31 protein-coding genes are annotated in these 24716 nt (G+C 46.0%); 29 read left to right on the top strand and 2 right to left on the bottom strand.

Translation table 11 applies throughout. The features are described from left to right. From ACJJIL_RS12375 to ACJJIL_RS12365, 3 genes are read left to right on the top strand one after another with little or no spacing between them, the layout of a single operon-like run. The gene (locus tag ACJJIL_RS12375) at positions 1 to 1230 is read left to right on the top strand and encodes an ABC transporter permease (RefSeq protein ID WP_108732871.1); all 1230 of its coding nucleotides are present in this window, start codon (positions 1 to 3) and stop codon (positions 1228 to 1230) included. Between the two features lie 12 nt (positions 1231 to 1242). Further along, positions 1243 to 1995, top strand: a complete 753-nt coding sequence (locus tag ACJJIL_RS12370) for an outer membrane lipoprotein-sorting protein (RefSeq protein WP_445359827.1) — start codon at positions 1243 to 1245, stop codon at positions 1993 to 1995. A 12-nt stretch (positions 1996 to 2007) separates the two neighbouring features. Continuing rightward, on the top strand, positions 2008 to 3351 hold the full coding sequence (locus ACJJIL_RS12365; RefSeq protein WP_445359826.1) for a hypothetical protein: 1344 nt from the start codon (positions 2008 to 2010) through the stop codon (positions 3349 to 3351). Here ACJJIL_RS12365 and ACJJIL_RS12360 read toward each other — a convergent pair. Next, positions 3348 to 5612 carry a tetratricopeptide repeat protein gene (locus ACJJIL_RS12360; protein ID WP_445359825.1) on the bottom strand — a complete coding sequence of 755 codons (2265 nt, stop codon included), beginning with the start codon at positions 5610 to 5612 and terminating at the stop codon, positions 3348 to 3350. The two genes, ACJJIL_RS12365 and ACJJIL_RS12360, sit on opposite strands and share 4 nt — an antisense overlap. 106 nt (positions 5613 to 5718) lie before the next feature. Here ACJJIL_RS12360 and ACJJIL_RS12355 point away from each other — a divergent pair, with 106 nt between their 5' ends. The 3 genes from ACJJIL_RS12355 to ACJJIL_RS12345 are packed head-to-tail and all read left to right on the top strand — an operon-like array spanning position 5719 to position 8742. Continuing rightward, entirely contained in the window at positions 5719 to 6768 is a 1050-nt protein-coding gene (locus tag ACJJIL_RS12355) for an HAD family hydrolase (RefSeq protein ID WP_444927547.1), read from the top strand. A 42-nt stretch (positions 6769 to 6810) separates the two neighbouring features. Then, positions 6811 to 8373, top strand: a complete 1563-nt coding sequence (locus ACJJIL_RS12350; protein WP_445359824.1) for an arylsulfatase — start codon at positions 6811 to 6813, stop codon at positions 8371 to 8373. 42 nt (positions 8374 to 8415) lie between these two features. Further along, positions 8416 to 8742 carry a VOC family protein gene (locus ACJJIL_RS12345; protein WP_444912810.1) on the top strand — a complete coding sequence of 109 codons (327 nt, stop codon included), beginning with the start codon at positions 8416 to 8418 and terminating at the stop codon, positions 8740 to 8742. Positions 8743 to 8758: 16 nt separating this feature from the next. On the opposite strand, the gene ACJJIL_RS12340 is transcribed toward ACJJIL_RS12345, so the two are convergent. Continuing rightward, positions 8759 to 9694: an integron integrase gene (locus tag ACJJIL_RS12340; RefSeq protein ID WP_445362005.1), complete on the bottom strand. Its 936-nt coding sequence runs from the start codon at positions 9692 to 9694 to the stop codon at positions 8759 to 8761. Between the two features lie 376 nt (positions 9695 to 10070). Between ACJJIL_RS12340 and ACJJIL_RS12335 the strand changes: the two genes are divergently transcribed. The 23 genes from ACJJIL_RS12335 (at position 10071) to ACJJIL_RS12225 (ending at position 24704) form a co-directional block, all read left to right on the top strand. Then, positions 10071 to 10364, top strand: a complete 294-nt coding sequence (locus ACJJIL_RS12335) for a hypothetical protein (RefSeq protein WP_445359823.1) — start codon at positions 10071 to 10073, stop codon at positions 10362 to 10364. 73 nt (positions 10365 to 10437) lie between these two features. Further along, the gene (locus ACJJIL_RS12330; protein WP_282931774.1) at positions 10438 to 10827 is read left to right on the top strand and encodes a DUF6678 family protein; all 390 of its coding nucleotides are present in this window, start codon (positions 10438 to 10440) and stop codon (positions 10825 to 10827) included. Between the two features lie 101 nt (positions 10828 to 10928). Continuing rightward, the gene (locus ACJJIL_RS12325) at positions 10929 to 11543 is read left to right on the top strand and encodes a hypothetical protein (protein WP_445359822.1); all 615 of its coding nucleotides are present in this window, start codon (positions 10929 to 10931) and stop codon (positions 11541 to 11543) included. 935 nt (positions 11544 to 12478) lie between these two features. Continuing rightward, positions 12479 to 12778, top strand: coding sequence for a hypothetical protein (locus tag ACJJIL_RS12320; protein ID WP_282953229.1), 300 nt, complete (start codon positions 12479 to 12481; stop codon positions 12776 to 12778). Between the two features lie 159 nt (positions 12779 to 12937). Then, positions 12938 to 13534: a DUF4124 domain-containing protein gene (locus tag ACJJIL_RS12315; protein ID WP_445359821.1), complete on the top strand. Its 597-nt coding sequence runs from the start codon at positions 12938 to 12940 to the stop codon at positions 13532 to 13534. Between the two features lie 95 nt (positions 13535 to 13629). After that, positions 13630 to 14013 (top strand): hypothetical protein, encoded by a 384-nt coding sequence (locus ACJJIL_RS12310; protein WP_444956785.1) that lies wholly within the window; start codon positions 13630 to 13632, stop codon positions 14011 to 14013. A gap of 62 nt (positions 14014 to 14075) precedes the next feature. Continuing rightward, positions 14076 to 14426: a hypothetical protein gene (locus ACJJIL_RS12305; protein WP_445359820.1), complete on the top strand. Its 351-nt coding sequence runs from the start codon at positions 14076 to 14078 to the stop codon at positions 14424 to 14426. A 562-nt stretch (positions 14427 to 14988) separates the two neighbouring features. Further along, entirely contained in the window at positions 14989 to 15297 is a 309-nt protein-coding gene (locus tag ACJJIL_RS12300; RefSeq protein ID WP_282933834.1) for a transposase, read from the top strand. Positions 15298 to 15305: 8 nt separating this feature from the next. After that, positions 15306 to 16151: an IS3 family transposase gene (locus tag ACJJIL_RS12295; protein ID WP_444905485.1), complete on the top strand. Its 846-nt coding sequence runs from the start codon at positions 15306 to 15308 to the stop codon at positions 16149 to 16151. A gap of 45 nt (positions 16152 to 16196) precedes the next feature. After that, complete coding sequence (locus ACJJIL_RS12290) at positions 16197 to 16454, top strand: hypothetical protein (RefSeq protein WP_444898103.1); 258 nt, start codon at positions 16197 to 16199, stop codon at positions 16452 to 16454. A gap of 81 nt (positions 16455 to 16535) precedes the next feature. Continuing rightward, positions 16536 to 16907 carry a hypothetical protein gene (locus tag ACJJIL_RS12285; RefSeq protein WP_282931105.1) on the top strand — a complete coding sequence of 124 codons (372 nt, stop codon included), beginning with the start codon at positions 16536 to 16538 and terminating at the stop codon, positions 16905 to 16907. Between the two features lie 478 nt (positions 16908 to 17385). After that, positions 17386 to 17835, top strand: coding sequence for a hypothetical protein (locus ACJJIL_RS12280; protein ID WP_444926768.1), 450 nt, complete (start codon positions 17386 to 17388; stop codon positions 17833 to 17835). 474 nt (positions 17836 to 18309) lie between these two features. Then, positions 18310 to 18741: a hypothetical protein gene (locus ACJJIL_RS12275; RefSeq protein WP_445359819.1), complete on the top strand. Its 432-nt coding sequence runs from the start codon at positions 18310 to 18312 to the stop codon at positions 18739 to 18741. A 107-nt stretch (positions 18742 to 18848) separates the two neighbouring features. Then, positions 18849 to 19202 (top strand): transposase, encoded by a 354-nt coding sequence (locus ACJJIL_RS12270; RefSeq protein WP_413662312.1) that lies wholly within the window; start codon positions 18849 to 18851, stop codon positions 19200 to 19202. After that, complete coding sequence (locus ACJJIL_RS12265) at positions 19154 to 20041, top strand: IS3 family transposase (RefSeq protein ID WP_413662311.1); 888 nt, start codon at positions 19154 to 19156, stop codon at positions 20039 to 20041. Before ACJJIL_RS12270 ends, ACJJIL_RS12265 begins: the two co-directional genes overlap by 49 nt. 102 nt (positions 20042 to 20143) lie before the next feature. Then, positions 20144 to 20392 (top strand): hypothetical protein, encoded by a 249-nt coding sequence (locus ACJJIL_RS12260; RefSeq protein WP_353376763.1) that lies wholly within the window; start codon positions 20144 to 20146, stop codon positions 20390 to 20392. A 110-nt stretch (positions 20393 to 20502) separates the two neighbouring features. Next, positions 20503 to 20802 (top strand): hypothetical protein, encoded by a 300-nt coding sequence (locus tag ACJJIL_RS12255; RefSeq protein ID WP_444913290.1) that lies wholly within the window; start codon positions 20503 to 20505, stop codon positions 20800 to 20802. A 566-nt stretch (positions 20803 to 21368) separates the two neighbouring features. After that, positions 21369 to 21731, top strand: coding sequence for a hypothetical protein (locus ACJJIL_RS12250; RefSeq protein ID WP_444913291.1), 363 nt, complete (start codon positions 21369 to 21371; stop codon positions 21729 to 21731). A gap of 109 nt (positions 21732 to 21840) precedes the next feature. Next, positions 21841 to 22290: a hypothetical protein gene (locus ACJJIL_RS12245; RefSeq protein ID WP_445359818.1), complete on the top strand. Its 450-nt coding sequence runs from the start codon at positions 21841 to 21843 to the stop codon at positions 22288 to 22290. Between the two features lie 576 nt (positions 22291 to 22866). Further along, positions 22867 to 23400, top strand: coding sequence for a GNAT family N-acetyltransferase (locus tag ACJJIL_RS12240; protein ID WP_444905569.1), 534 nt, complete (start codon positions 22867 to 22869; stop codon positions 23398 to 23400). 100 nt (positions 23401 to 23500) lie between these two features. Next, positions 23501 to 23824 (top strand): hypothetical protein, encoded by a 324-nt coding sequence (locus ACJJIL_RS12235; protein WP_444905964.1) that lies wholly within the window; start codon positions 23501 to 23503, stop codon positions 23822 to 23824. Between the two features lie 130 nt (positions 23825 to 23954). Next, positions 23955 to 24254, top strand: a complete 300-nt coding sequence (locus ACJJIL_RS12230; RefSeq protein ID WP_444905568.1) for a hypothetical protein — start codon at positions 23955 to 23957, stop codon at positions 24252 to 24254. Between the two features lie 102 nt (positions 24255 to 24356). Then, the gene (locus tag ACJJIL_RS12225; RefSeq protein WP_445359817.1) at positions 24357 to 24704 is read left to right on the top strand and encodes a hypothetical protein; all 348 of its coding nucleotides are present in this window, start codon (positions 24357 to 24359) and stop codon (positions 24702 to 24704) included. Positions 24705 to 24716 lie beyond the last annotated feature (12 nt).

Genomic DNA, 24716 nt, shown 5'->3' with positions numbered 1-24716 from the left:
ATGGGCTTGGGTTGGAAAGTTGCACTGCTGAATATTATGCGTAACGGGCGCCGCAGCCTGATTACCTTGGCTGCGATCGTTTTCGGTTGTACCAGCCTGATTATTTTTGGCGGTTTTGTACAGTCGATGTATGAGGGGATGCGGGAGAGTATGATCCGCTCGCAGCTTGGTCATATACAAATCTATGCCAAAGGCTACAACCAGTTTGGCAAAGCGGAACCGGAAAAATACCTGATTGCTGATGGGGAACTCAAAAAGATTTCCGAGCTGGTAGAAAACGAAACCGATACACTGGTGGTAGCGCCTCGCCTTAATTTCAATGGCCTGCTTAGTGATGGCAAGCAATCGATAGCCATCACTGGAATTGGTATTGATGCGGAGAAAGAAGTGATGCTTTCCTCTGCAATTCAGATTGTTCAAGGGGACGATCTATTTCCAGAGGATATTTCTGCTGCTCACCTTGGAGAAGGCTTGTTCAATGCCCTGGATGTTCAGATTGGGGACTACTTGACCCTGTTGGCAAGCACCCAGGATGGGGCAATCAATGCTGTCGATGTACAGGTGATGGGGGTAATCACAACCGGTGTTAAGGAACTGGATGATCGCTTGCTCAGGGTGAATTTGCCTCTGGCCCAGGAACTGCTCTATACGTCAGATATTACACGGCTAGTGGTTTTATTGGAGGAGACCGAACTTACATCTACCTCAATTGCAACTCTGGCCAGTGTCTTTGAGCAGAACAATTTGAACCTAGAAATAAAAAGCTGGGAAGAACTGGCGGGTTATTATCATCAGGTTGTTGGCCTGTTTAACGGAGTTTTTGGTTTTATTACCGTCATTGTGTTGGTAATCGTCGCGTTGAGTATTTCCAATACCATGTTGATGGCAGTAATGGAGCGCACCCGTGAGCTGGGTACTATTCGGGCCATGGGCGGCACTCCTCGCCAGGTTGTAAACCTGATTTTACTGGAGTCGGTATTTCTCGGTTTAATCGGAAGTTTGCTGGGGCTACTGATTGGTGCACTGGCAGCCAAGGGAATTACCTATGCGGAATGGATGATGCCCCGGCCACCGGGCAGTACCCAGGACTATCCTATCCGTGTGTTTGTCGTGCCGGATATCTTATTGAAAACATTCCTGTTGGGTTTTTGTATTTCACTTGTTTCCAGCCTTTATCCAGCGATAAAAGCATCCCGGCTGCCAGTAGTAAAAGCACTTAGGTTTACTTGATTTGGGTCTTCTATGTATAAGTTGAATTCTTTTTATGGGTGGGTGTTGGCGATAGCCTGCCTGCTGTTTAGCTACTCAAGTTATGCATCGGTTTCGGCTGAGTCACTGGTTAATAAGCTGGATGACTTTCGCGGGTTCAGGGATCAGGGCTTTAGCTTTGATATCACCAATATCAGCTATAAAAAGGACAAGGAGCCCCGCACCAATAAGCTCAGTGTCAAAGTGTTTAATGATCAATCATTGATCCAGTTTTTGGCACCCGCCCGGGAAAAGGGCAGGGCAATGCTAAAAGAGAGCGCCAATATGTGGCTCTATATTCCCGGTACGCGCAGGGTTATCCGGATTGCGCCCTCACAGCGGTTAATTGGCGAGACCAGTAACGGTGATGTAGTGGGGGCAAATTTCTCCCGGGATTACACCGCAGAGCTGCAAGGGCAGGAAACTGTTGATGGGCAAGATTACTGGGTGCTGTATTTATCGGCAAAATCCTCTGGTGTTGCCTATGACAAAGTAAAAATATGGATGGCACAGGCTGAGGGTAACCTGCCTTTAAAGGGGGAATTTTATACCCGCTCCGGGCGCCTCCTTAAAACAGCGCACTATAAAGAGTTCAAGCAGTTTGAAGGCGAGCTGAAACTGCATAAATTACTCTTGGTGGATACACTCATTGACGAGAGTTATACCTGGATGAAGTTCGATGACTATCGTCTTGAGAGCCTGGACCCGGCAATTTTCCAAAAAGGCTCCCTTGGCAGGCTGAATTGAGGTGAGTCGGTAATGGTTATCAGAATCAGGACAATTCTCCCATTTATACTCCTCTCTCTCGCTTTTGCTGAAAAAGTTGCCAGTGCCGAAGACTATCAAGATCCTTTCGAGACCAACTCGGAACTTTTCGATGAAGTGAGCACTGAGGAAAGGGTTTCTCGAGTTGTTTGGGATATTGATGCTTCGCTACTGGGGTATCACCAACAGAATGAAGTTCGGGATGATCCCTATTTCGATCCGGGTCTGTTTGTCTTTGATGAACAAGAGTCTTTGCTTGCTCTGGATCTCAGTGGCCAGTTTTCCCTGGGAGCACACTTCTCAGTTTACTCGCGGTTTGCGGCGATAGAGCACTATCGGTCTAATGAGGCTGGAACATCTGAAAAAGAGACAGAATCCCATCTGCTAGAGGGGTATTTCTCTTCTTACACTGACAACCGAAGGTTTGGTATTAACGTCGGTCGGATAAAACCTCAGTGGAGCAACGGTTACAATTGGTCTCCAGCAAATCTTTTAAAAGCCACTTTTGATCGCCCCAATCTGGATGCCGATGAACTTACCCAGCAACTGGGCTGGGATATGGCCCATTTCGATTTCCGCTATGGTCGCTGGAACACCGGCATTTATATGGCTCAGGTTGAGGATGAGCTGGATGGTCACTTTGACACTAGCGTAAATGACCATGAGTTTCAGTACGCACTCGTGGTGAATCGTGAAGGTGACTTGGATACCCGCTTGGTATTGCATCAGATAGAAGGGGAGGCAACCAATGTCGCTCTCGGGTTGAGTACCTTGGCTGGAGACAGTGCCACACTCAGGTTGGAGGGTGCTTGGGAACATCAGCGGGAGTTACCGCAGCCGGGCGAACTCTCCTATTTCCCGGCAGAAGACGATGGTTATTTGAAGCTGGTACTTGGTACTCAGCTCAGCTTCAACCAGGGATGGGATGTTACGGCGGAGTATCTGTATAACCAGCATGGATTCGATGATGATGAGTGGGATTTGGTTCAAACGCAGGTAGATAGTGCAAAGAACGGATTGAACAGCGCGCAGGTTTATGAGGCGATTGCTTTTCTTTCCGATAATTTTAACCTTTTATCTACCGGACAACTACGGCAGGAGTATTTGTTTTTGATGTGGGGTAACACCCGGCTGGATAAGAAGTTTCAATATCGTCAGAGTGTGCAATATAACCTGGATGACAAGAGCCAGTACCACAACCTGGAATTGATTCAGAACTGGACTGAGCATTTTAGTACTCGACTGCAAGCCCAGTTTTTCAGGGGCTGTGAGTCCTGTGAATTTGGTCTGCTGCCTACTGAAAGGCTTCTTAGGTTAAGTCTCTATTATGATTTTTAGCGTTTGCTGGCTAAAAGTGCTTCATATTTTTGTGCGATTTCCCGCTTGCCGGATTCCCTGCTAATAGAAATTAATGCCCGCAAAATATCCAGGTCCTGCGAAAACTGGTGATAGCCGTCTTCTAGAATATCCAGGGCGAGTTCGCTGTTGCCTTCCGAGTGAACGGCTATGGCATATACGTAGAGGTAGCGACTCTGGGTTTGCTCATGCTCAGCCGCCGCCTTTAGAAAACCCATTGCCTCCTGGTGGCGGTTCTGGCGAACCAGGGAAAGGCCTAAGGCATGTTGGATTACGGCGATATCCTCACTCTTCGATAGTGCCCCTCTGAGTAATAATTCCGCATCGGTTTCACGTCCACTTGCCCGGTAAAGATCGGCCAAGTTGATATAGGCGGGTGTGTAGTAGGAGGCCTTGGTTATTGCCCGGCGATAGAAGGCTTCCGCTTGTTGCGTGTTTCCTCTCTGGAAATGGAGGTTGCCCAGGTTTACCAGGGATTCCGGTCGGTCGCTGTTGAATAACTCTGAGGTGGTATAGATTTTAAGGGCCTTGGAGTATTGTTGCTGTACTTGCGCGGGCATGGTCCCGATCTGAGCATCGGTAACGCCATTGGCAGCCAGCGACCTTGTTACGGCCATTTTACTGAAAAGCAGCGGTACACCGATCATCAGTCGCAATTGCTCCGGTAGTTCATCCAGAGACTGTGCAAGGGCCAGGTTTAATAAGGGTTCTTCGCCCTGGGCAATTTGTTGGAGTAACTGAGCGGAATTTATCGTCAGGTAGCGCGGTAACAAACGGATTGCGCTGGCCCGGACAATCTCCGGTTGACTGCTGTCCTGAATAAGGTCCATTAACATCTTATCGGCCTCGCTATCCCCGCGCATAGCTGCGTGCAATGTCTGCCCGTAGTGAGGGGGAGGTGAGCCGTATTTGTCTTCCAATATCTTCGCTGCCCACTGGCTCGATTTATCTTGATGGCAGCTGTTGCAAGTATTGGGGGTGTCCAGCGCCTCGGAAAGGTCAGGTCGGGGAACGCGGAAACTGTGATCCCGGCGCCCATCCACCTGCATAAAATTTTTCGTCGGCATATGGCAGTTTGTGCAGCGGGCACCGGGGCTTTGAGTTGGGTGCAGATGGTGATCAGTACGGGCGAATCGCTCCGGCATATGGCACTGGGCACAAACTGCATCACCAGCTGCTCTCAGTTGTAGACTGTGGGGGTTATGACAGTGGCTACAGGTAACACCTGCAGCGTACATTTTGCTTTGCAGAAAAGATCCGTACACGAATACCTCGCCATCGGCCTGGCCATCTGCGTGGTAGAGAGGCTCTTGCAGAAGTGTGAGGTTGAAATGATCCAGTAATTCGCTGTTAGCCTGCGCTCCCGGTAAATGGGTACTCCGCCGAGAATGGCACTGGGCGCAAGTTGTTATTTCACGCTGGATGGCTGCCGATGGCGCAAGCTTGGCTATCCCCGTTTGCAGATCCATTCCTCGGAGCTGTTGGGTTGGGTCAATAAGATGGGGATCAAGCCCTTTATTCGGCAATGCCTCATTCTGTGTTTTTGCCCACTGAAGGTGTCTCGATCCCGGGCCATGACAGGATTCGCAACCGACACTGATCTCTGACCAAGATGTCTGGTAGCTATCGGTTTGTAGGTTATAGGCTTTTTGCAGATTGGTGGAATGGCAGTCGGAACACATAAAGTTCCAATTCTGGTTTATGCCGGTCCAGTGCAGGGGATGTTGATGATCTATCGCTTGATCGGGATAGAGATGGAACCAGCGCTGACCACCGGCAGATTTGTCCCGGCTATCCCAAGCGATACTCAGTGCCTGAAGACGTCCGCCTCCCAAGTCAATTAAGTATTGCTGTAAAGGGTGGACACCAAATGTATAGGCAAGGGGATAGTCCTGGAGGGCTCCATTGGGCCCATCAGTGCGTACGTAATAGCGCCCTTCCTTTTGATAGAAGTGAGATTTCTGCCCCTGATATTCAAATGCCACCCCGGAGAAATCACCTAGAACGCTGTCGCTATTGGCGGCCTGCATTGCTAGCTGGTGGTGGGAACCTTGCCAGGCACCGGCCTCTTCTTTGTGGCATAGGGCGCATTGCGCGGAGCCCACGAAAGTGGCTTCTGAGCTGATTGCTTCATCCTGGCGCTTGAGAGGTTGGGTATCAACCGGCTCTTCGTCACTACAGGCCACCAGTACGAGACAGATAAGGCTGATTTGGAGGAGGCTAGTGCCAGCTATATTTATCACGGTTTTTTTATTGTGATGAGTTCTTATCTTAGGGAGTTATTCAGAGGCTCCCTAGGCCAAAAGATTAGTTCATGTGCCGTAAATGTCATTTTGTGAGAGGGCCAGAATGCTGGATTGGAAATTTAGGGTTGCCCTGAGCCGAGGGTGTCTGTTGCTGGTTTTGGCAATCAGCTTACCGGCACTCAGTTCTCCCTTGCCATCCTGGCAAGATGGCGTTAAAGCCCAAATTATGGCCTTTGTTGACAAGGTTACCCGTAAGGACAGCGCCGACTTTATACCTGTCGGTGAACGTATAGCGGTATTTGATAATGATGGCACCCTCTGGTCTGAGAAGCCCGTGTACTTCCAGCTTCTCTATGCCGCTGATGAAGTTAAAAGGCTAGCGCCCCAACACCCAGAGTGGAAAACCCAAGAGCCCTTCGCTTCGATTCTAAAGGGCAATTTATCAAACCTGTTGGGGCAAGGCAGGGAAGGTTTGGAAGTAATGCTTACTGCGACTCATGCGGGATTGAGTACGGATGCCTTCCAGCGCTCTGTTGCCCAATGGCTCAAGAGTGCTAAGAACCCGGAAACTGGCAAACACTACAGTGCGATGGTGTTCCAGCCCATGCTGGAGTTGCTGGAATACTTAAGAGCAAATGGTTTTAAAACCTACATTGTGTCGGGGGGCGGCACAGATTTTATCCGAGTGTTTTCCCAGGAGTTATATGGAATCCCCCCAGAGCAGGTTATCGGCAGTCGCCTAAAGTCCCGCTATGAAAATGGGGGTGGGCATCCCTATATCGTGAAATTAGATGAACTGGCCTTCCTCACCGATAAACAGGGGAAGCCTATCGCAATCAATGACGTGATTGGCCGGAGGCCAGTTTTTGCCGCAGGCAATTCCGATGGTGATTTACAAATGCTGGAATGGACCACCGCCGCTAAGGGGCCGCGTTTTGCCATGCTGATTCATCATACCGATGCCAAAAGAGAATGGGCATACGATAAGAACTCCTCAGTGGGACGCCTGGACAAAGCGCTACAAGCCGCTAAGGCAAATGGCTGGTTGGTGGTAGATATGGCTAAGGACTGGCGGACGGTGTTTCCGCCAGAAGCGAAGGATCAATCAAGCCAGGGGCCGGTGATTCCTCAAGTTCCCGCCTACCGGGACTAGTCTTAAAGCGGTGTATTGAGCCTGCCAATATCGAGGTGTGTAATGCTCCTGATCTCCCAATCCCGTCTCCGACAGTTCCTTTTGGTTGTACTGGCTGCTGTATTCCTTTCCCCTGGTAGCCTCTTCGCGCAGACCAAACCCAATATTTTGGTGATCTGGGGAGATGATATTGGCATCTGGAATATCAGCTTCAACAGTCGTGGCATGATGGGCTACACCACGCCCAACATTGATCGGCTAGCGGTAGAAGGGCTCTCTTTTACCGATTACTACGGCCAGCAGTCGTGTACAGCAGGCCGCGCGGCTTTTTTAGCGGGTAATGTCCCAGTGCGGACCGGCATGACTAAAGTGGGGCTTCCAGGTGCCAAAGAGGGTTGGCAGAAGAGTGATGCCACTATCGCCACAGTAATGAAAAGCCTGGGTTATGCCACTGGCCAGTTTGGTAAAAACCACCAAGGGGATAGGGACGAACACCTGCCCATCAACCATGGTTTTGATGAATTTTTTGGCAATCTCTATCACTTGAATGCCGAGGAAGAGCCTGAGAACCGGGACTATCCCAAAGACCCAGAATTCCGTAAGAAGTTTGGCCCCAGAGGAGTGATTAAAGCCAAGGCCGGCGGACCAATCGAAGATACCGGCCCCCTCACCAAGAAACGGATGGAAACTATCGATGATGAAACCCTAGCGGCAGCTATCGACTTTATCGAACGTGCACACGCGGCTAAGACCCCATTCTTTGTCTGGTGGAATGCCACCCGGATGCACTTTCGCACCCATGTGAGAAAGGAGCACACAAACCTTGCGGGCCCCAACAGCAATGAGTATATGGATGGCATGGTTGAGCATGACATCCTGGTAGGAAAGCTGCTAAGTGTGCTTGACCGCCTGGATATCACCGACAATACCATCGTGTTTTATTCCACAGACAACGGCCCCCACTTCAATACCTGGCCAGATGCTGCAACTACGCCATTTCGCAGTGAGAAAAATTCCAATTGGGAAGGAGCTTATAGGGTGCCAGCTTTCGTGCGCTGGCCGGGCAAATTTCCAGCGGGCACTACGCTGACAGGTATTGTCTCCCATGAAGACTGGCTGCCGACTCTCGCTGCGGCCGGGGGGAATCCGAATATCAAGGAACAGCTCAAGGAAGGGGTCGAGCTGAATGGGCGCGAGTACAGAAATTATGTTGATGGCTACAACATGATGGATTACTTCACCGGTAAAGCAAAACTTTCTCCAAGAAAAGAATTTATCTACGTAAATGATGACGGCCAAATTGTAGCTATGCGCTACGAACCCTGGAAAGCTATTTTCCTGGAAAATCGCGGGCGGGGTTTTGAAGTCTGGCGAGAGCCCTTTACTGAATTACGAGTGCCACTGCTGTTCAATTTGAGGCAAGATCCTTTCGAAAAAGCCCAACACAACTCGAACACCTATAACGACTGGTTTATAGACAGAGCTTTTGTCTTGGTTCCCATGCAGCAACTCGCATCAAAATTTTTGCAAACGATGAAAGAGTATCCACCCAGCCAGGTACCCGGATCTTTTAATTTGGATAAGGTACAGAAGCAGCTGGAAGCTGGGGCGAGTGGTAGTAATTAAAAAATATAGATATCAAAACAAGTATTAATAAAGGTAGGGCCCATGGATAAAATTCATATAGCACTGTCGACTAATCAGATAGAAGAGTCAGTTGCCGACTATAGTAGAAGGTTAAATACTGCTCCCTGCGTGCATGTGCCCAATGAATATGCTTTATGGCGAACTGCCACTGTTAACCTATCGATTCGCCATGATCCAAATTGTGAAAGCGGAACGCTTAGGCATCTAGGATGGGAATCAGATGGTGCCGATAAATTTACCGCAGAAACTGACATTAATGGCATTACCTGGGAACACTTTAATGCAGAGCTTCAGGCAGATGAAATCAACAAGGCTTGGCCTAAAGCCAGCTACCACCCAAAGGCATAGCTGCCGGGGGCCGAAATTAGTCAAGAGGGCTGGTAACACCGCGCTCATGTACGCCTATAACATGGGTGTAAATCATGGTTGTACTGATATCGTTGTGGCCGAGTAGCTCCTGAATATTGCGTATATCAGTACCAGCCCGCAGAAGGTTGGTGGCAAACGAATGGCGAAATGTATGGCAGCTCGCCTTCTTACGAATATTGAGGGCCGAAACGGCCTTGGCAACGGCCCGCCTAACTTGCTGCTCACCAATATGATGCCGTCGCATCATATCGCTGCGAGGGTCTTGCGATAGAAATCGAGCGGGGAATACATACTGCCAAGCAGCACTCGTCGCTGCTTGTGGGTACTTTTTCGCCAGAGCGAAAGGCAAATAGACATACCCATAGCCCTCAGCCAAATCCTGCTCGTGTAGAGAAAGCGCATGTGCTATCTGCACCTTGAGGGGCCTAACCAGAGACCGAGGCAGTAGTGTTCTTCGCCACTTCTCACCCTTGGACTCCCGTACTATCAAGCATTGATCACTAAAATCAATGTCCTGTACCCTAAGCCGCACAGCTTCCATAACTCTAAGGCCCGAACCATACATTAATGAAGCAGCAAGCTTATTTGGACCGCTAAGGTGCTCTAATACGGAGGTTGCTTCTTCATGGCTAAAAGTAACAGGCAATCGCTTAGGCCGATGGCTTTTTTCGAACTGTAGTTGCCCTAATTCAATATCCAGAAACTGCTTATAGAGAAAGATAATTGCATTCAAAGCAGTTTTTTGAGTATTGGCTGACACATTACGATTAGCAGCAAGGTGACTTAACCACTTATCTATTTCAGCTTTTCCGAGCTCCTGCGGATGTTTCATCCCATGAAAGCGTATAAAGTCCTTCACCCAAAAGCAGTATGTCTTTTCTGTTTTGTATGCCAAATAGCGAGACCGTATAAAAGCCCTAAAACGGTCCATAAAGCGGGATGGTCGCTGGGGTAGCGGAATAGGGATGTCGTCCATTTTTACAGTCCGGATACTGTATGGATTAACAGTTTAATGAACATTTGACTGGGAGTCATCAGGATTTTCGATCAGTTTGACCGTTATTTTTGGCCTAGGTCCGGAATGTTTGAAAACCTATTTTATTTCAATGGGTTAGGGAGCTCGTATAAAATGGGGATAGTAGTCAAAGTGATCGTTTTTCCATTTGGTACAATGGTTCTGAATCATGAATAATATATTGATTTTACTTGGGTTTTGTGTGTTTTTTCGTTAGATTGATTCCAGGATAGTAATCAGGATAATAGTGATCAGAATGATTACTATATAAATGTTATGTTTCTGGAGAGCAATGAGCGATATCGAAAAATGGAATGAGCTAAAGTCTCGAATCCGTGTAGGCGATGAGATTGAAGCAAATGTTTTTAGGGTTGAGTCTTACGGTGTCCTTGTTGACATTGGATTTCAAATTGAAGATGACTATAAGTTTTCCGGCATAATCGATATTGCGCTTACTCCAAAACCCGGCATTAAAGCCTTGCCCAAAAAGCTAGAAGATTGGCCAAGCGTCGGTGAACAAGTCACATGCGTGGTACTAGCATACCGTGAAAGGAATTTTGAGGTTGATTTGGGCATCAAAACATAACAAGGCGCTGTTGTCGGACTGGTTTTCCGCTGCGCTCCAAACCAGCCTCAAAGCGCGGCGTTATACGTAGGCAATGAACGAAGAAACACTAAAATTTATTGAAGAGCGGCGCCTTGTTTCGTATATGAACAAAACAAAGTGGCGAGAACTCGCTAATGCCATTACAAGTAACAGTGATTTCGAGCCTCAAGTAAGGCTTAAATATCTACGAGACTTAGAGGCAATGCCTGGGTTTTCGCTGCTTGATTGGGAATGGGTTCGCTATGGTCAATCTAACTGTATCGAGTGGATGGATATTGACCCATTCAAAAGAGAGCGAAGGGGCAATCTTTTAAGTGATAGAATTACTGACTTCAGTGGCTTTATAGCAACTGTTCTGAAAAAGTACAATATCCCATACTCCTTAGAAAATGGGTGTTACAGGGTATGGGGATATGCAAACCAGCAACCAGTTTTCGTATAACAAACGCAAGCACGCGGACCCGTTTTCCGCTGCGCTCCAAACGGCCCGGTGTTGCGGGCGTTAGCTTTCGTTCTGAGCAAGAGAACTATTAAGGTTTGAGAATGTTACATTGGGTGGTTGTAGAGCAAAATAATAAGCAGTACCTGCTAGAAATGCCTCACAGGCTTTACTATGAGTTCTCAGTAAGATCATGTATTAAATCTCAAGAATTGATGGGTGACATAAAGGGAGTTCAGGCGGAGAACAAAGGAAACCATTCGGGTGAGCTTGAGGCGCTACTCTATGAGCAGCGTCTATCAATGATAAACGTTCCTATTTATGCTGCTTTGTCCCTCGAAGCCTACATTAATTATTATGCCTCTAGATACAGCATGCCTTTCCAAAAGGATATTGATCGTTTATCAACTGTAAAAAAATGGAACATCTATTCGAACTGGAAAACGAAAAAAACCATAGACAAAGATGCACTAGATAAAATAAAGGAAATTTTTGATCTTAGAGATCAGTTTGTTCACTCAAAACCTGAACTTGTTGAGCACGGCACTCAAGAGCCACCGAAAGGAAAAAGTGTTCAGGCAAGAATAGAGGTTATCGACAAAAGCAAGTTGATTTTTGATCTTAACTGTATTTATGAGGCTATTTTCAAAATAGATTCAGATGAGGGTGATGACCACAAGAAAGCACCGTGGTTATACGAGCTCCGCAAGAAAAGCTAACAATGCGCTGCAGGCCGACAGCTTACTTTGCGCACCTTTTGCGCGGTCGCTGCGCTCCCATTTTCGCGCAAAATGCGCACAAAGCAAGCTGCGGCTGAGCGTGGCGTTATTGTGGCGGTCGGTTTTATTGATTTTTCGTGGTAACTGAAGGTTTCGTGCCACTAAATAGCATCTGGTATTGAGCAATTTTACTGATTGCCATTCAGGCAGTTTCGCTCCAAGAGTGTTCGCTCGGGTGTTGTAAAAAAAGGCAGTCCGCTGCAATTTCGCGGATTGCCAGTAAGATAGGAATTGGTTAGGGAAAGTGCGGTATTCTTCCCTCGTAAATATTGGGCAGCGGCCAGCCAAACTATGGCTGGCAAAGTGCTAGTAGTCGGTCCCGAGCGCGCCAGCCATAACCAGGCTAGGCAAGCTCGCCCAACCCCTTCGGGGCTGGGCTGGACAGCCTACGCGTTGCTTCGGCTGCCCTTGCTAGCGGCGTTAAGCACCAAGAATTTAAGGATCAATAATGAAGCCTAATGAAAGATGGGAAAGAATTCGATCTAAAGGGTCGTTTCATTTTGCTTTAACTAGAGGTGTGCTTGGGGGCGGTTGTTTTCTATTTGTTATAGGATTTCTGTTGAGGCAGATAATCAATAATCAACCCATTCTCACTATGGATACATTATGGTCATTAATAGGTAGTTTGGCTTTTGGGTATCTTTTGGCTGGTGTAATCTGGTCTATTAATGAGTCAAGGTACAATGGGCCCAGAGCTTAACAAGCGGCTGCATTTCGTTCCGGCCTGCGGCCTCCACCGGACTCGCTTCGCTCGCCGATGAGCCGGGCGTTATGAATTCATGAGAAATACTAAATCAATACTACTACTAGTTCTCTTGGGGCTGACCGCTTGTAGTAATAAGCCGTCCGGTGGGTTTATGCGAGGAGATGTGCCTATGGTTGTCGGTATGTTTGAAAATTACTATGGCAAGCATGTTCAAGTTGTCGGTTATATGTACAAACCGCCTAGAGGCAATGTTTTAGTATTAATTCCATCAAAAGATCATATTAATTTACAGACACAGCCTCCAGCTAACGTATTGAGTTTACTGTTATTCTCCGACACAGCAATTAGAAATGGCAGCGTTCACTCCGAGATGGAAGGCTGTATCGGTAAGACTACCTATGTGTCTGGGCTAGTCGGCATTTTTTCTGGGTTACCTGCAATTGAAGAGATTCGTGAAGTGGCGTGCTAAATTCATAACAAACGCAAGCAGGATGCTCCGGCCCTTCGGGCCTCCGCGGGACGCCCAACGCTATGCACATTTTGTGCGGATCGCTTCGCTCCCAGTTTCGCACAAAATATGCATAGCATTGGTCGCCCCTGTTGCGGGCGTTAGTTGTAAGGGAGTAAAATGAGATATATCGCAATTTTAGTATTATTTTTAATTGGACAAGCAGAGGCTGCAATCTATAAATGCACTGATGAATCGGGGAAAGTCAGCTTTCAAGAGCAAGAGTGCACAACAAAGTCTAAAGAAAAGCTAAGCATCAAACATAAGAGAGAATCAAATTATAATCACTCAATGTGGATTGAGCCTAATTATGTAGATACAGCTTACTCAGCATTATTTCAAAATGTGTCTATATATGAATTTCAAGGTAATGATAGCATTCTCAAATATATGCCTTTTGGTTGGAAACCTTATAGAGTCAATGGAAAAGTTTTAGAGGTCTATAAAGGCGATTTAAGCATAGGTGATACGGCCTCGGTAATCGTATATCTGAGGCCGCCTTATGATAGAAAACAAATATTTTCTAACAAATATATTTTAAGTTTCTGTAAATCTAAATCTGGTGTTTTCTTTGTGGGCAATGATTTTCAAACTCAAAAAGCAACTTCAGGAAACATCAGAAAATTTCAAGATATAAAAGAATATGGCACTGACTATAAAGGGGATGGTAAGTGCATCACCAACTGGCCTTCATTTAACCCTGACAAACACAACTAACAAGTTTAGGCAAAGGACTAGCAAACCTGTCACTTAAATTGCTTTCGCAATTACGTGCCAGATCCGCCAGCCTGTGCTAAAGGCGTTAACTGAACATGTGGAAAGAAAGTATTCCTAAAAGCCTGTTTCAAGCGCTCAATGATCCAAAAATGGTTGGAGATTACAAACTCTCACCACAAGAAGAGTGGTTTCAGCCATACGAGATTGAAGAAGTTGATACAGCTGAAGTCTTAGGCGCATTCGATGGGCGCTCTACTACAAGTGAAGGAATCTTGAGCGGCGCTATTCGCATCTGTAATACAGGCTGCGAGGGGTATCATGTTTACGTATTTAGCGGACCTGAAGCTGGAAGTATATGGTCAGATCAGCGCTATCCATTTGGCCGTCTCTCAAAAATTTGCTCGTCCTTAGATGTTTACTTGGCCAATTTGAGCGAGTTTGGAGCAGGGCACATTGCGCAATACGAGGACCTCAGTTAACAAGTGCAGGCATCGGACGTCCACTTCGTGGCCGCCGATGCTGCAGGCGTTAACTACAAAAAATGAAGATTGTAATCCTAGACGAATTCGAATTTGAAGATACCGGATCTGAAGAGTTTCTAGTCATAGCTTTAGCTAGATCAAATCAGTATTCAAACTTAATGGGGTTCTTTGAGGCAACTGCCCAAGAGGAGTGGTTCGATCCAGAGTCGAAATTCGATTGCGGCAATGGGGTTGAGTTTAAAGAGTATCCATATTCTTCAACAGTAAGGCGGTACCTAAAGGAGTTTATAGGTCGTGCCCCTGATTCAAAAGCAAATGTTGTATCGCTACATGGTGAATGGGATGAGCAAGATTTATTAATTGAAGAGCCTGGTACATTTATTCGCTACTATTGGCAAACATCGGCATAAGTAGTTAACAAAGGTGCGGCAGACCGACGCCTTACTCTGTGCACTTTTTACGCAGTCGCTACGCTCCTATTATCGCGCAAAAAATACACAAAGTAAGCCGCCGCTGCGCACGACGTTATTGTGGCGGTCGGTTTTATTGATTTTTCGTGGTAACTGAAGGTTTCGTGCCACTAAATAGCATCTGGTATTGAGCAATTTTACTGATTGCCATTCAGGCAGTTTCGCTCCAAGAGTGTTCGCTCGGGTGTTGTAAAAAAAGGCAGTCCGCTGCAATTTCGCGGATTGCCAGTAAGATAGGAATTGGTTAGGGAAAGTGCGGTATTCTTCCCTCGTAAATATTGGGCAGCGGCCAGCCAAACTATGGCTGGCAAAGTGCTAGTAGTCGGTCCCGAGCGCGCCAGCCATAACCAGGCTAGGCAAGCTCGCCCAACCCCTTCGGGGCTGGGCTGGACAGCCTACGCGTTGCTTCGGCTGCCCTTGCTAGCGGCGTTAAATACAAGACTTACCCACGTTTAGTAGACACCCTGTATAGTTAGGTTTAGGCCTAACACGGAGGTGTATCATGGGTAAGAAAAGAACTCAGGCGTATACGGAGGAGTTCCGCAGAGAAGCAGTTAAGAGAGCGGAAAAGGCTGGAGCAACAACGGCTTCTGTGGCGCGAGAGCTAGGCGTCAGCGCACAGCAGATCTACAACTGGCGTCGTCAATTTAATCGACTGTCTGATAAGCAGTTCAATAGTTTAGACGGTGTCGACTATTCCAAACAGGAAAGCGCTGAAGTTCGCAAACTCAAGAAGGAGCTGCATGAAGCTCGTCAGGAGGTTGAGTTTCTAAAAAAGGCAGCTGCGTACTTTGCGAACCACCAAGAGTAAAGTACGCATTGATACAAGAGCATGTAGGGTCATTCCCGGTTAGCTTGATGTGTCGGTGTTTAGAAGTCTCAAGATCGGGTTATTATCGATGGCGGGGGCGATTGCCATCTGCTCGCACGATTAGAGAGATACGAACAATCGAGAAAATCCGAGAGACGTTTGCTGAGTTTAAAGGTCGTTATGGCGCGCCTAGAATTGCTTGCGAGCTTCAAGAGTTAGGTGAGCCATGCTCGCGGAACTACGTCGCTAAGCTTATGCAACAGGAACATATTAAAGCGAGAAACGGCAAAGGCTTTCGATATAGTCAGCCCGTGGAGGGGAGCATTAACGTCTCCGCCAACTTACTTAAGCGTTGCTTTGATGTGGATCGACCAAATTGCCGCTGGACCAGTGACATTACGTATATCTGGGTTCTGGATAGGTGGCTATACCTCGCGGTAGTTATGGATCTGTACTCTCGACGTATTGTAGGTTGGGCATTCGACTCGCAGATGACCGATGAATTGACACGTCGAGCATTGAAAATGGCCCTAGAGCGACGACCAATAAAGCCTGGACTGCTAGTTCACTCTGACAGGGGTGTGCAATATCGATCGCAGAAATACCAGGATCTCTTGTCCGAAAGCAAGTGCAAGCCGAGTATGAGTCGCCAGGCTAACTGTTGGGATAATGCGGCAATGGAATCATTCTTTAGCAGGCTAAAAGTCGAGCTGGTCTATGCCGGAACATTCGAAAGCGAAGAGCAAGCAAAATCTGAGGTGTTTGAATACATTGAGATTTTCTACAATAGGGTTCGTAGGCACTCTGCATTGGGCTATGTAAGTCCAGCAGAGTATGAGCGAAAATACGCATAGTTAGAGTGTCTACTTTTTGTGGGCAAGACCAATACAGGGAATTAAATGAAGAAAGGAAACAAGACTACAGGAATACAATTGCTGATCTTATTGGGCTTGTTTGTTGCTTCTATCGTTTGGTGGAGGCTTTGGTTTTACCAAGGCTTTGTTGGTCCCATTCCTTTCTTACATTGGTTTATCCACGTGGATGGTGAGGCCTCGTATGACTTAACCTATTGTGAAATGTTTATTCAACTCATACTGGTTTGGTTATCATCTAATGTGTTTTACTATGTTAAAAAACGTTATGGTAAAAGCATTTAACCAGCTCAGGCACGCGACCCACTTTTCGTTCCGCCTTTCGGCTCCACAAAAAGCGCTCGCATGCTAAAGACGTTATGCATCATGAATAAATTACCACTCATCATACTTATCTCGCTTCTTTCGGCATGCGCAACCTATAAAGTTGAGCCGGAGGACAAATTTAGTGAAGCTATAAGCGATAAAGATGCTGTCGCCGTAACAAGAGTAAATAAGTGGCCAGAAGGCAATCATTGTTTTGAACCAATGATGTACGTACTCACGCTAGGCATTATCCCTACCCACTGCATCAATACATACAGTGTTTCATCCGGGTCACAAGAGCTTGGTCAGGTTAAAGTTACCTCAATGCAAGGCTGGGTAGCTCTTTTAATAGCTCCATTTCCAAATTGGCAGTATGGTTACACCAATGAGGTGGAGTCTGAAATCAAAGATATGGTGCAGGTAGCAGAGTAAAATGCATAACCAGGCCAGGCAAGATCGCCCAACCGGAGGCTGGGCTGGACAGCCTACGCTCTGCTTCGGCTGCCCTTGCTGGCAACGTTATTGTGGCGGTCGGTTTTATTGATTTTTCGTGGTAACTGAAGGTTTCGTGCCACTAAATAGCATCTGGTATTGAGCAATTTTACTGATTGCTATTCAGGCAGTTTCGCTCCAAGAGTGTTCGCTCGGGTGTTGTAAAAAGAGGCAGTCCGCTGCAATTTCGCGGATTGCCAGTAAGATAGGAATTGGTTAGGGAAAGTGCGGTATTCTTCCCTCGTAAATATTGGGCAGCGGCCAGCCAAACTATGGCTGGCAAAGTGCTAGTAGTCGGTCCCGAGCGCGCCAGCCATAACCAGGCTAGGCAAGCTCGCCCAACCCCTTCGGGGCTGGGCTGGACAGCCTACGCGTTGCTTCGGCTGCCCTTGCTAGCGGCGTTAAGTGCAGGAAGAATATGAAGAAAATTTCAGGTTCGACATTTTATTTTAAAAAGCTATTCCCCTCCGTGTGGTTTGGATTTCTGGCTTTTTTTATCATTACAGCGGCATTGTCGGGTGCAATGGCTGAGTCTTTCATGTTCGTTGTTGTCCCTGCTTTTATGATGGTGTTTGGTTTCTTGTTCTTTAAGAAGTCGCTTTGGGACTTGGCTGATGAGGTCTACGACGAAGGAGATTCGTTAATGTTCCGAAAAGGGGATAAAGAACAAAGGGTGTACTTAAAAGACATCATCAATATTAGTCATGCTCAAATGCAGTCCCCAGAAAAGGTTGTACTTCATTTGCGGAAAGAAGGAGCAATTGGCAAAGAGCTGGCATTTAATCCTCCCATGCGCTTTAACATGTTTACTAAAAATCCAATGGTGAATGATCTTATTAAGCGGGTAGATCGTGCTAAAAGCACTTAACAATCCGCAGCAATCGCTCCCGTTGGTCGCTGGGACAGCCAAAACGCTACGCTTATTTGTCTGCCCCTGTGCGGGGCGTTATTGTGGCGGCCGATTTTCAGATGTTCTGTAGCTACTGCAAGCATCAATCTCTATCTGAGCACTTTTTTCTGAGAGTTTTCCTGCAATTTGGTACTACAGTTTCGTTCCAGTGCCATCGTTTTAAGTCAGCAGGCCCTGCAAGCCAGCTACGCCATCATGGAGTGCCAATCAGATAGTTAACCGGTTGGGAAAGTATGGTATTTTCCCCTTTAAATTTATCGGGCAGTGGCCAGCCAAAGATGGCTGGTAGAGAGCAAGTAGGTGGTTCAGTGCGCGCCAGCCATAACCAGGCTAGTCAAGCTCGCCCAACCCCTCCGGGGCTGGGCTGGACAGCCTACGCGTTGCTTCGGCTGCCCTTGCTAGCGGCGTTATGTGTAAAAGGATGGATATGGCATGTTTAGATGTATCGCAATTATACTTTTACTGTTTTCAATGCAAGCGTTTGCCTGCAAGCAAGCTGCGCTGAATGAAGAATTTCCGATTAATGAGTTCGAGCAATACGATACAATCGTTATCGCAACGGTTACGGCAGTGACAAAGAAAGAGGGTTCTCGCTACGGCGGATTCGTTACTTTCTCAGCTATGGTCAATGAAACTATCAAGGGAGCTGTAGCCGCTAATTCGAAAATTGCTGGTAAGCCAACGGTTGAACAACCTAACGCAGTCTGCCCAACAAACCTTTCTCCTGGCGATACCTACCTATTGCTCTTAAATTCAGATGGTAACGTTTATAGTTTGAGTCGCTTTAGCTTTCCAACCAATAGTAAACACCCTTATTTTTCTAGATATGTTCGGGAAGTAAAGGTAGGTATTAATGGTGGCTAGTTTTACACATAACAAGTGCATCAACTTCGCTCCGGTCGCTGCGCGACCTACGCCGGAAACCTTCCCCCATTGAGTAGACGCCTACCTTTTGAATAGGGTAGGAAAAAATGCCGAAAATACTGAGTGAAGAGCGAGTTGTTGAATATTCAACAGAATTCAAAGTTAGAGTGGTAGCTCTCACTAATCAACTGAAAGTAGATACGACTACTATCGCCAACATTATTGGTTTGCATCCAGTAATGGTGTATAGATGGCGACAGGAAAGTAGAGAAGGCAAGCTGGTCGAGAAGCCCAGTCGTAGAATAAGTATGACAAAAACAACGAAAAATCGGTCTCAAACCGATGATAAAGAGATAAGACGTCTAAAAAAGCAGGTCGAGAAATTGCAAAAGGAGAATGATTTCCTAAAAAAGTGGGAAATGTACCTGAAAGATCCAAAGCTGAAAGATTCTCGTTCATAGCTCTTAATCGATCAGACTTTGGTGTCAGGTACTTATGTAGATACTTGAATGTTTCACCCCAAGGGTTTTATAAGTGGCTCAATCGAGATGAGAGCACTCGTGACATAGAGAATAGGCGAATTCTAGGGTGTATCGAAGCTATCTATACACAGCATGATGGTAATTATGGAAGTCCAAGAATTAGCGCAGAGCTGAAAGCTAATGGTGAACGAATAAATCACAAACGCGTTGAACGCCTTATGAGAGAGGCTGGAATCGTGGGGAAAGCTGGAAGGATCTATCGTCGACGCCCTTTGCCTGGAAATCCTTATATTAAGGTTGAAAACCTACAAAGAGAGCATGGTATGCCGAGTAAACCAGACTCTCAATGGGCTGGTGATGTAACCTATCTGAAGATCAATGGACAATGGCAATATTTAGCTGTGATTATTGATCTTTACTCCCGGAAAGTGTTGGGTTGGGAGTTGTCGGATACTCGAACTGTTGAGCTAACACTGTCAGCGCTAAATAAAGCTGTTCGTCGCAGAAATATAGAATCAGATCTAATATTTCACAGTGACCGAGGTTCTGAGTACGGTGCTTATGCATACCAAAGTCGACTCAAAGAACTGGGTATTGAGCCGAGCATGAACCGTCCAGGATTTATGAATGATAATGTGTATGTAGAATCATTTTTTCAAACACTGAAAACTGAGAGTTTCAAAGGATTTAATTTTGAATCCGTTGAGGAACTAAGAGCTAACTTAGCTTGGTATCTTGATAGGTACTATAACTTTAAAAGAAGACATGGTTCACTTGGGTTCAAAAGCCCAGATGAATATGAAAGAATGGCCGCATAAGATGAATATAAGGTGGCGTCTACTTTAAGGGGGGAGGCTTCCCGGACAGCCCACGCTGCGCGCGGTCTGCCGGTTATGCATGGCGTTATACGGATACTACCTATGGATAGAGAACTAGCTGAAAAAACAAGCTTGCTTGCACTTAAAATAGGGGCTGCAATGGATAATAATCTTGCTCTTATTAAGGATGGATGCTCTGAACAAGAGTTTAAAAACTACCAGCAAGCCACAGGAAAAGTGATGGGTGAACTACTTACTAGCTTCATGAACCCCATCTACGAGCAACACCCAAGCTTGAAGCCCAAGGAAATGGGTGGAGAATATGAAGTTGATCCCAAAATCTACAAATAGCCAGGGTATAACAAGTTTATTAAACATCGTTGCAGCCAGAAAACGGCTGCAACTGGACGCGCTGAAAAACGCACGCCGTTTATAAAGGCGTTAACTGTACTGGTGAAATTATGACTAGAGGAAAAGGGATAGCATTGAGGCTCGCATTAGTGGTCGTACTTGCAACTGCTATTTCATTTTTCTTTGGAATTAGTTTCTATATGAGTGTTGTTATAGTTGCAGCTTTAGGAGTTTTTGGCGAAATGGTACATATGCCTGAAAATATGCCAGGAGCTACCGACAACCCAGAAGGAAAAGAAGCTCATCCAATTAAGGCAATGGCCATTGGGGTACTTGTTGTATTTGTTTTACTGTTTGTGGGTTTTCTGTTTCCAGAGGTATACCGTTATGGTTTCGGTACATACAGTTAACAAGCCGCAGCAATCGCTCCCTTTGGTCGCTGGGACAGCCAAAACGCTACGCTTATTTGTCTGCCCTTGTGTGGGGCGTTAGAGCAATAAATGGACACTGAAGAAATTTCTTACCTGGTCATATATCTGGCAGTTCTAGCTGTGTATTTCTTTGTGTCTTTCATCACTGTAAGGTGGGGCTGGAGAAAGTTTGAGTACTTCAAAAGCGCAGTCAAAATTCCACTAAGAACCTGTCTAATTACCTTTTTCTTTGCACCGACAGTATTTGCGTGTGGAGCAGCAGCTTTTGTACCTTTCCCAATATTATTGATAAGTGAATTCGTCAGCGAGCCTTCTGCATGCTCTAGCCAACTTAGGTTTGCATTTCCTGTACTAGCTATTTTTTGGGCGGTATGTTTAGTTGTATACCTTTCAAAGTTAGCTATTTGTAGGCTTAGGTCATGAGTGCAATGTTCAGTCTAACAATCACAGGCAGTTTGCGCCGGCCCCTTATGAGGCCTCTGCGGGACAGCCTACGCTACGCTTCGGCCGCCCCTGCTGTGGTCGTTAGCCGTAAGAAGTAGCTCATGGATAAATACGAGATTAAAGAATTAATAGGCGATTACTTAGAAGGAATTGTATCCCTGGATAGTCTAGACGGGTTGATTCAAACGGTATTACTTGGTCCCGTTGAAACTAGTCAAGGACTACAACGCTATTACATTGATATAGATACTTTACTGCTTGATAATATCGATACTTCAGAGGCAATTTGGAGTCTTGGGGAAGATGAAACCTATAAAGGCAAAGAATCAGAAATTGTCTTTTTCGAAGAGTTAAACCATCTTCGGGGAGTAAGGAAAAGAATATTGTCTCAAGAGGATGGTATTGCTAAATGGCAGCGTATCGAGTTAAAAGTATTAAATAGAATCGATGAATTACATGGCTAACAAGTCACTCCAGCTGACGTTTTTTCCGTCGCTCCTTTTTGTGCTTATAGCACAAACGGACTCCTTCAAAAACGCAGCTGAGTGAAGCGTTAGAAGTAAGAGAGTAAAAGTGCGACGAAAGGAATTCAAAAGCATCGTGAGAGGTTTTGCTAAACGCTTAGCAAGTCGCAACAATGATTATGAAGGTTATTGGTCACTAGGCCAGCTTTTAACCATTGCTCAGCAAATGGAAGTAGACAAATTGTCCCTCCGAGCGTCACATGATGCAGTCGAATGTAATAATTCCAATTTGGCTCCGTTCGTTCAAACCTATTGGGCGTACTTATCTGAAATGGTAAAACGCATGGGTGGCAATACTAGTTGGCTTCAAAGCGTTACTATCGAGTTCACCTTTGCCACTGACCCAAAACGATCTTATAGCTTTTGGGGGCAGCAGTTGATGCAGTGCAGTATTTCTGCAAAGCTAACATCCGATTTAGGCAAGCAGTTTACGGCATCTTCAGTAAGTTATTGCGTCCCTCATAATCCGAACAAGGAGCAGAGACGTGCAAACTTCTAACAAGTTTATCAACCATCGCCCCAGCAAAAAGCCGCTGGGGCTGGACCTCTGTTCCGGCGCTTCGCGCCTACACTGCGGCCGGTTATAAAAGCGTTATGTGTAAACCAGTATGAAATTAATTTTTTCCCTCATAGCCCTCGTTTCGATGATATCGACATCTTTCTTCTTAGGTATGAAGTGGGAAAAGTATCGAATTTTGGAGTCGAACAGCTTGGAGCTCCAGGCTCCATTCGTACTTCAGTCAGATAAAGGCAATGGTCAATTACCTGTTGGCACTATTTTGTATCCCTATTCATCTGGGCCTAGTATAGATACCTTTATCGTCTTCATTAATACTAAGAACTTGAATGCACTAGAACCATTTTCATTTGAAAAGCCCTTTACTATGGTTCCATTGGATGCATACCAAGAGTGAGACACATAACAAACACAGGCAGTATGCTACGGCCCTTCGGGCCTCCGCGGGACGTCTTACCTTGTGCACTTTTTGCGCAGGTCGCTACGCTCCCAGTTTTGCGCAAAACGCGTACAAGGTAATCTGCCCCTGCTGTGGGCGTTATCGGAGCTTACGAGTAAATGCTATACAGAGTTGCCAACATAAATGACTTAGAGGTTTTAGCTAACTTACATGCTGAAAGTTGGCGTGAGTCATATCGGGGAATATTCCCTAATCAATTCCTTGATAATGATGTTTGGGTGGAGCGGAGAAACTCTTGGGCAAATCGATTATCCTCACCAAAGAGTAACCAATACGTTTTGGTTGCCATTGATGGTGATAACATTTGTGGTTTTATTTGTGCTTTTGGTAATGAAAGTGCTAGATGGGGAACATTCATAGATAACTTGCATGTCTCAAGGGCTTATCAAGGTAAAGGAATTGGTAAACAGCTAATGCATTTAATTGCTAAATGGGCTGATGAAAACTTTAGCCATAAGGGATTATACCTTGAGGTTTTAGAAGATAACTCAAATGCACGCGATTTTTATCATCGAATGGGGGCAAAGCACCAAGAAACAAATTTATGGCTACCGCCCGGCAGTAATGTAAAAGTAAATGATTTGCTCTATATTTGGGAAAATAATTTATCGCTGTTGCAGATAAACAACTAACAAGCACCAGCAAATCGCACGCAAAACACGCGAGCTGGACTCGCAACAAGTTGCTCGCCTTTGTGGTGAGCGTTAAATTCCACTCGGAGATAAGCCACGAATGAAATACATCACTATTCTTGCTGCTATAAGCATGAGCATTAGTGCCTATGGGAGTTCCTTTTGGTGTACCGTCAAGGATTTTAACGCGGGTCCTTTAACTCAAGATTTTTATACAGACGCGATTGGAAAAGAGTTTCATGTCAACCGATCAACGGGAAGAATATATGGCGGACTAGATAATAGCGTTCTGGATTCATACACACCGAAAGTGGTGAGTGATGGATCTAACGGTTACTATAAGTCTATTAGCGGAAATGTCATGACTTATTTCACCGTAAGGATAGACAAAAATACAAAATCGCATTTCTTTGTTTTTGTATGAATTTCATGACATACACTGGTCAATGCGTTGATGTATGAGCAGGAATTTAACAAACGCAGCCACACCGGCCTATCGGCCTCGACTCGCTACGCTCGCGTGTGCTGCGGGCGTTAACTTTCCAGGAGATAAAATGGACTTCGGCAAAATCATCAAAAGCGATGGTGATATACAGCTTGCTAAATGGAGTAGCATAATCTCCAGTCATCAAGCCCTCGAGCAAGCTCCTGATAAGAAAGGAACTAACCCTTTTACCAATGAGGAGGTTCTTTTCTCTGGTGAAGGCATAGCTTTCTATCTAGAAGGCGGGGATAAAGTTGGCAATATAAGCCTGGAGAATGGTGTTCTACTGACCAGCGGGGTTCCTATGTCAATATGCTCTGAACTTGCATATTCCCTCAACGCGGAAGCTTTCGAAGATGACCGCAGTTAACAAGGGCCAGCACAATCGCCAAATGCAAAAAACGCATTTGGCTGGACTCGCTGAAAGCGCTCGCTTGTGTGGCCGGCGTTATGTGAGCAGGAAATAGAGCATATGGACATCGCGATAAAAATGATTGATCAAGCTTGGCAATTACTTGTGCGTATTCCATTTTGGTTGTTGTTGTCCACACCATTGATAATCGCTCTCTACTTTTATGCAAAGAAAATCAGAAGCGTGCAGTGGAATATGGCAATAAAACTGTTGCTTTTTGTTCCACTTTCGGCCGTCTTACTTGCTCCAATGCCGGTTGGCATGTTCATAGCACTCGTGCCTAATGGTTTTTTGCTCTTTAGTGGCCTTGAGTACTACAGTAGGGTTTTTGCCTGGTGTGTTTCATCCATACTCATATCAATGATAGTTTGTTACTTCGTAGGCAAGAAATACCTGAGACCCACATAACAAGTGACTATG

The sequence above is a fragment of the Microbulbifer maximicatervae (SeqCode) genome, from assembly GCF_052468095.1.
Note: the sequence above shows the minus strand (reverse complement) of the source record. Positions and strands in the feature narration are given on the sequence as shown.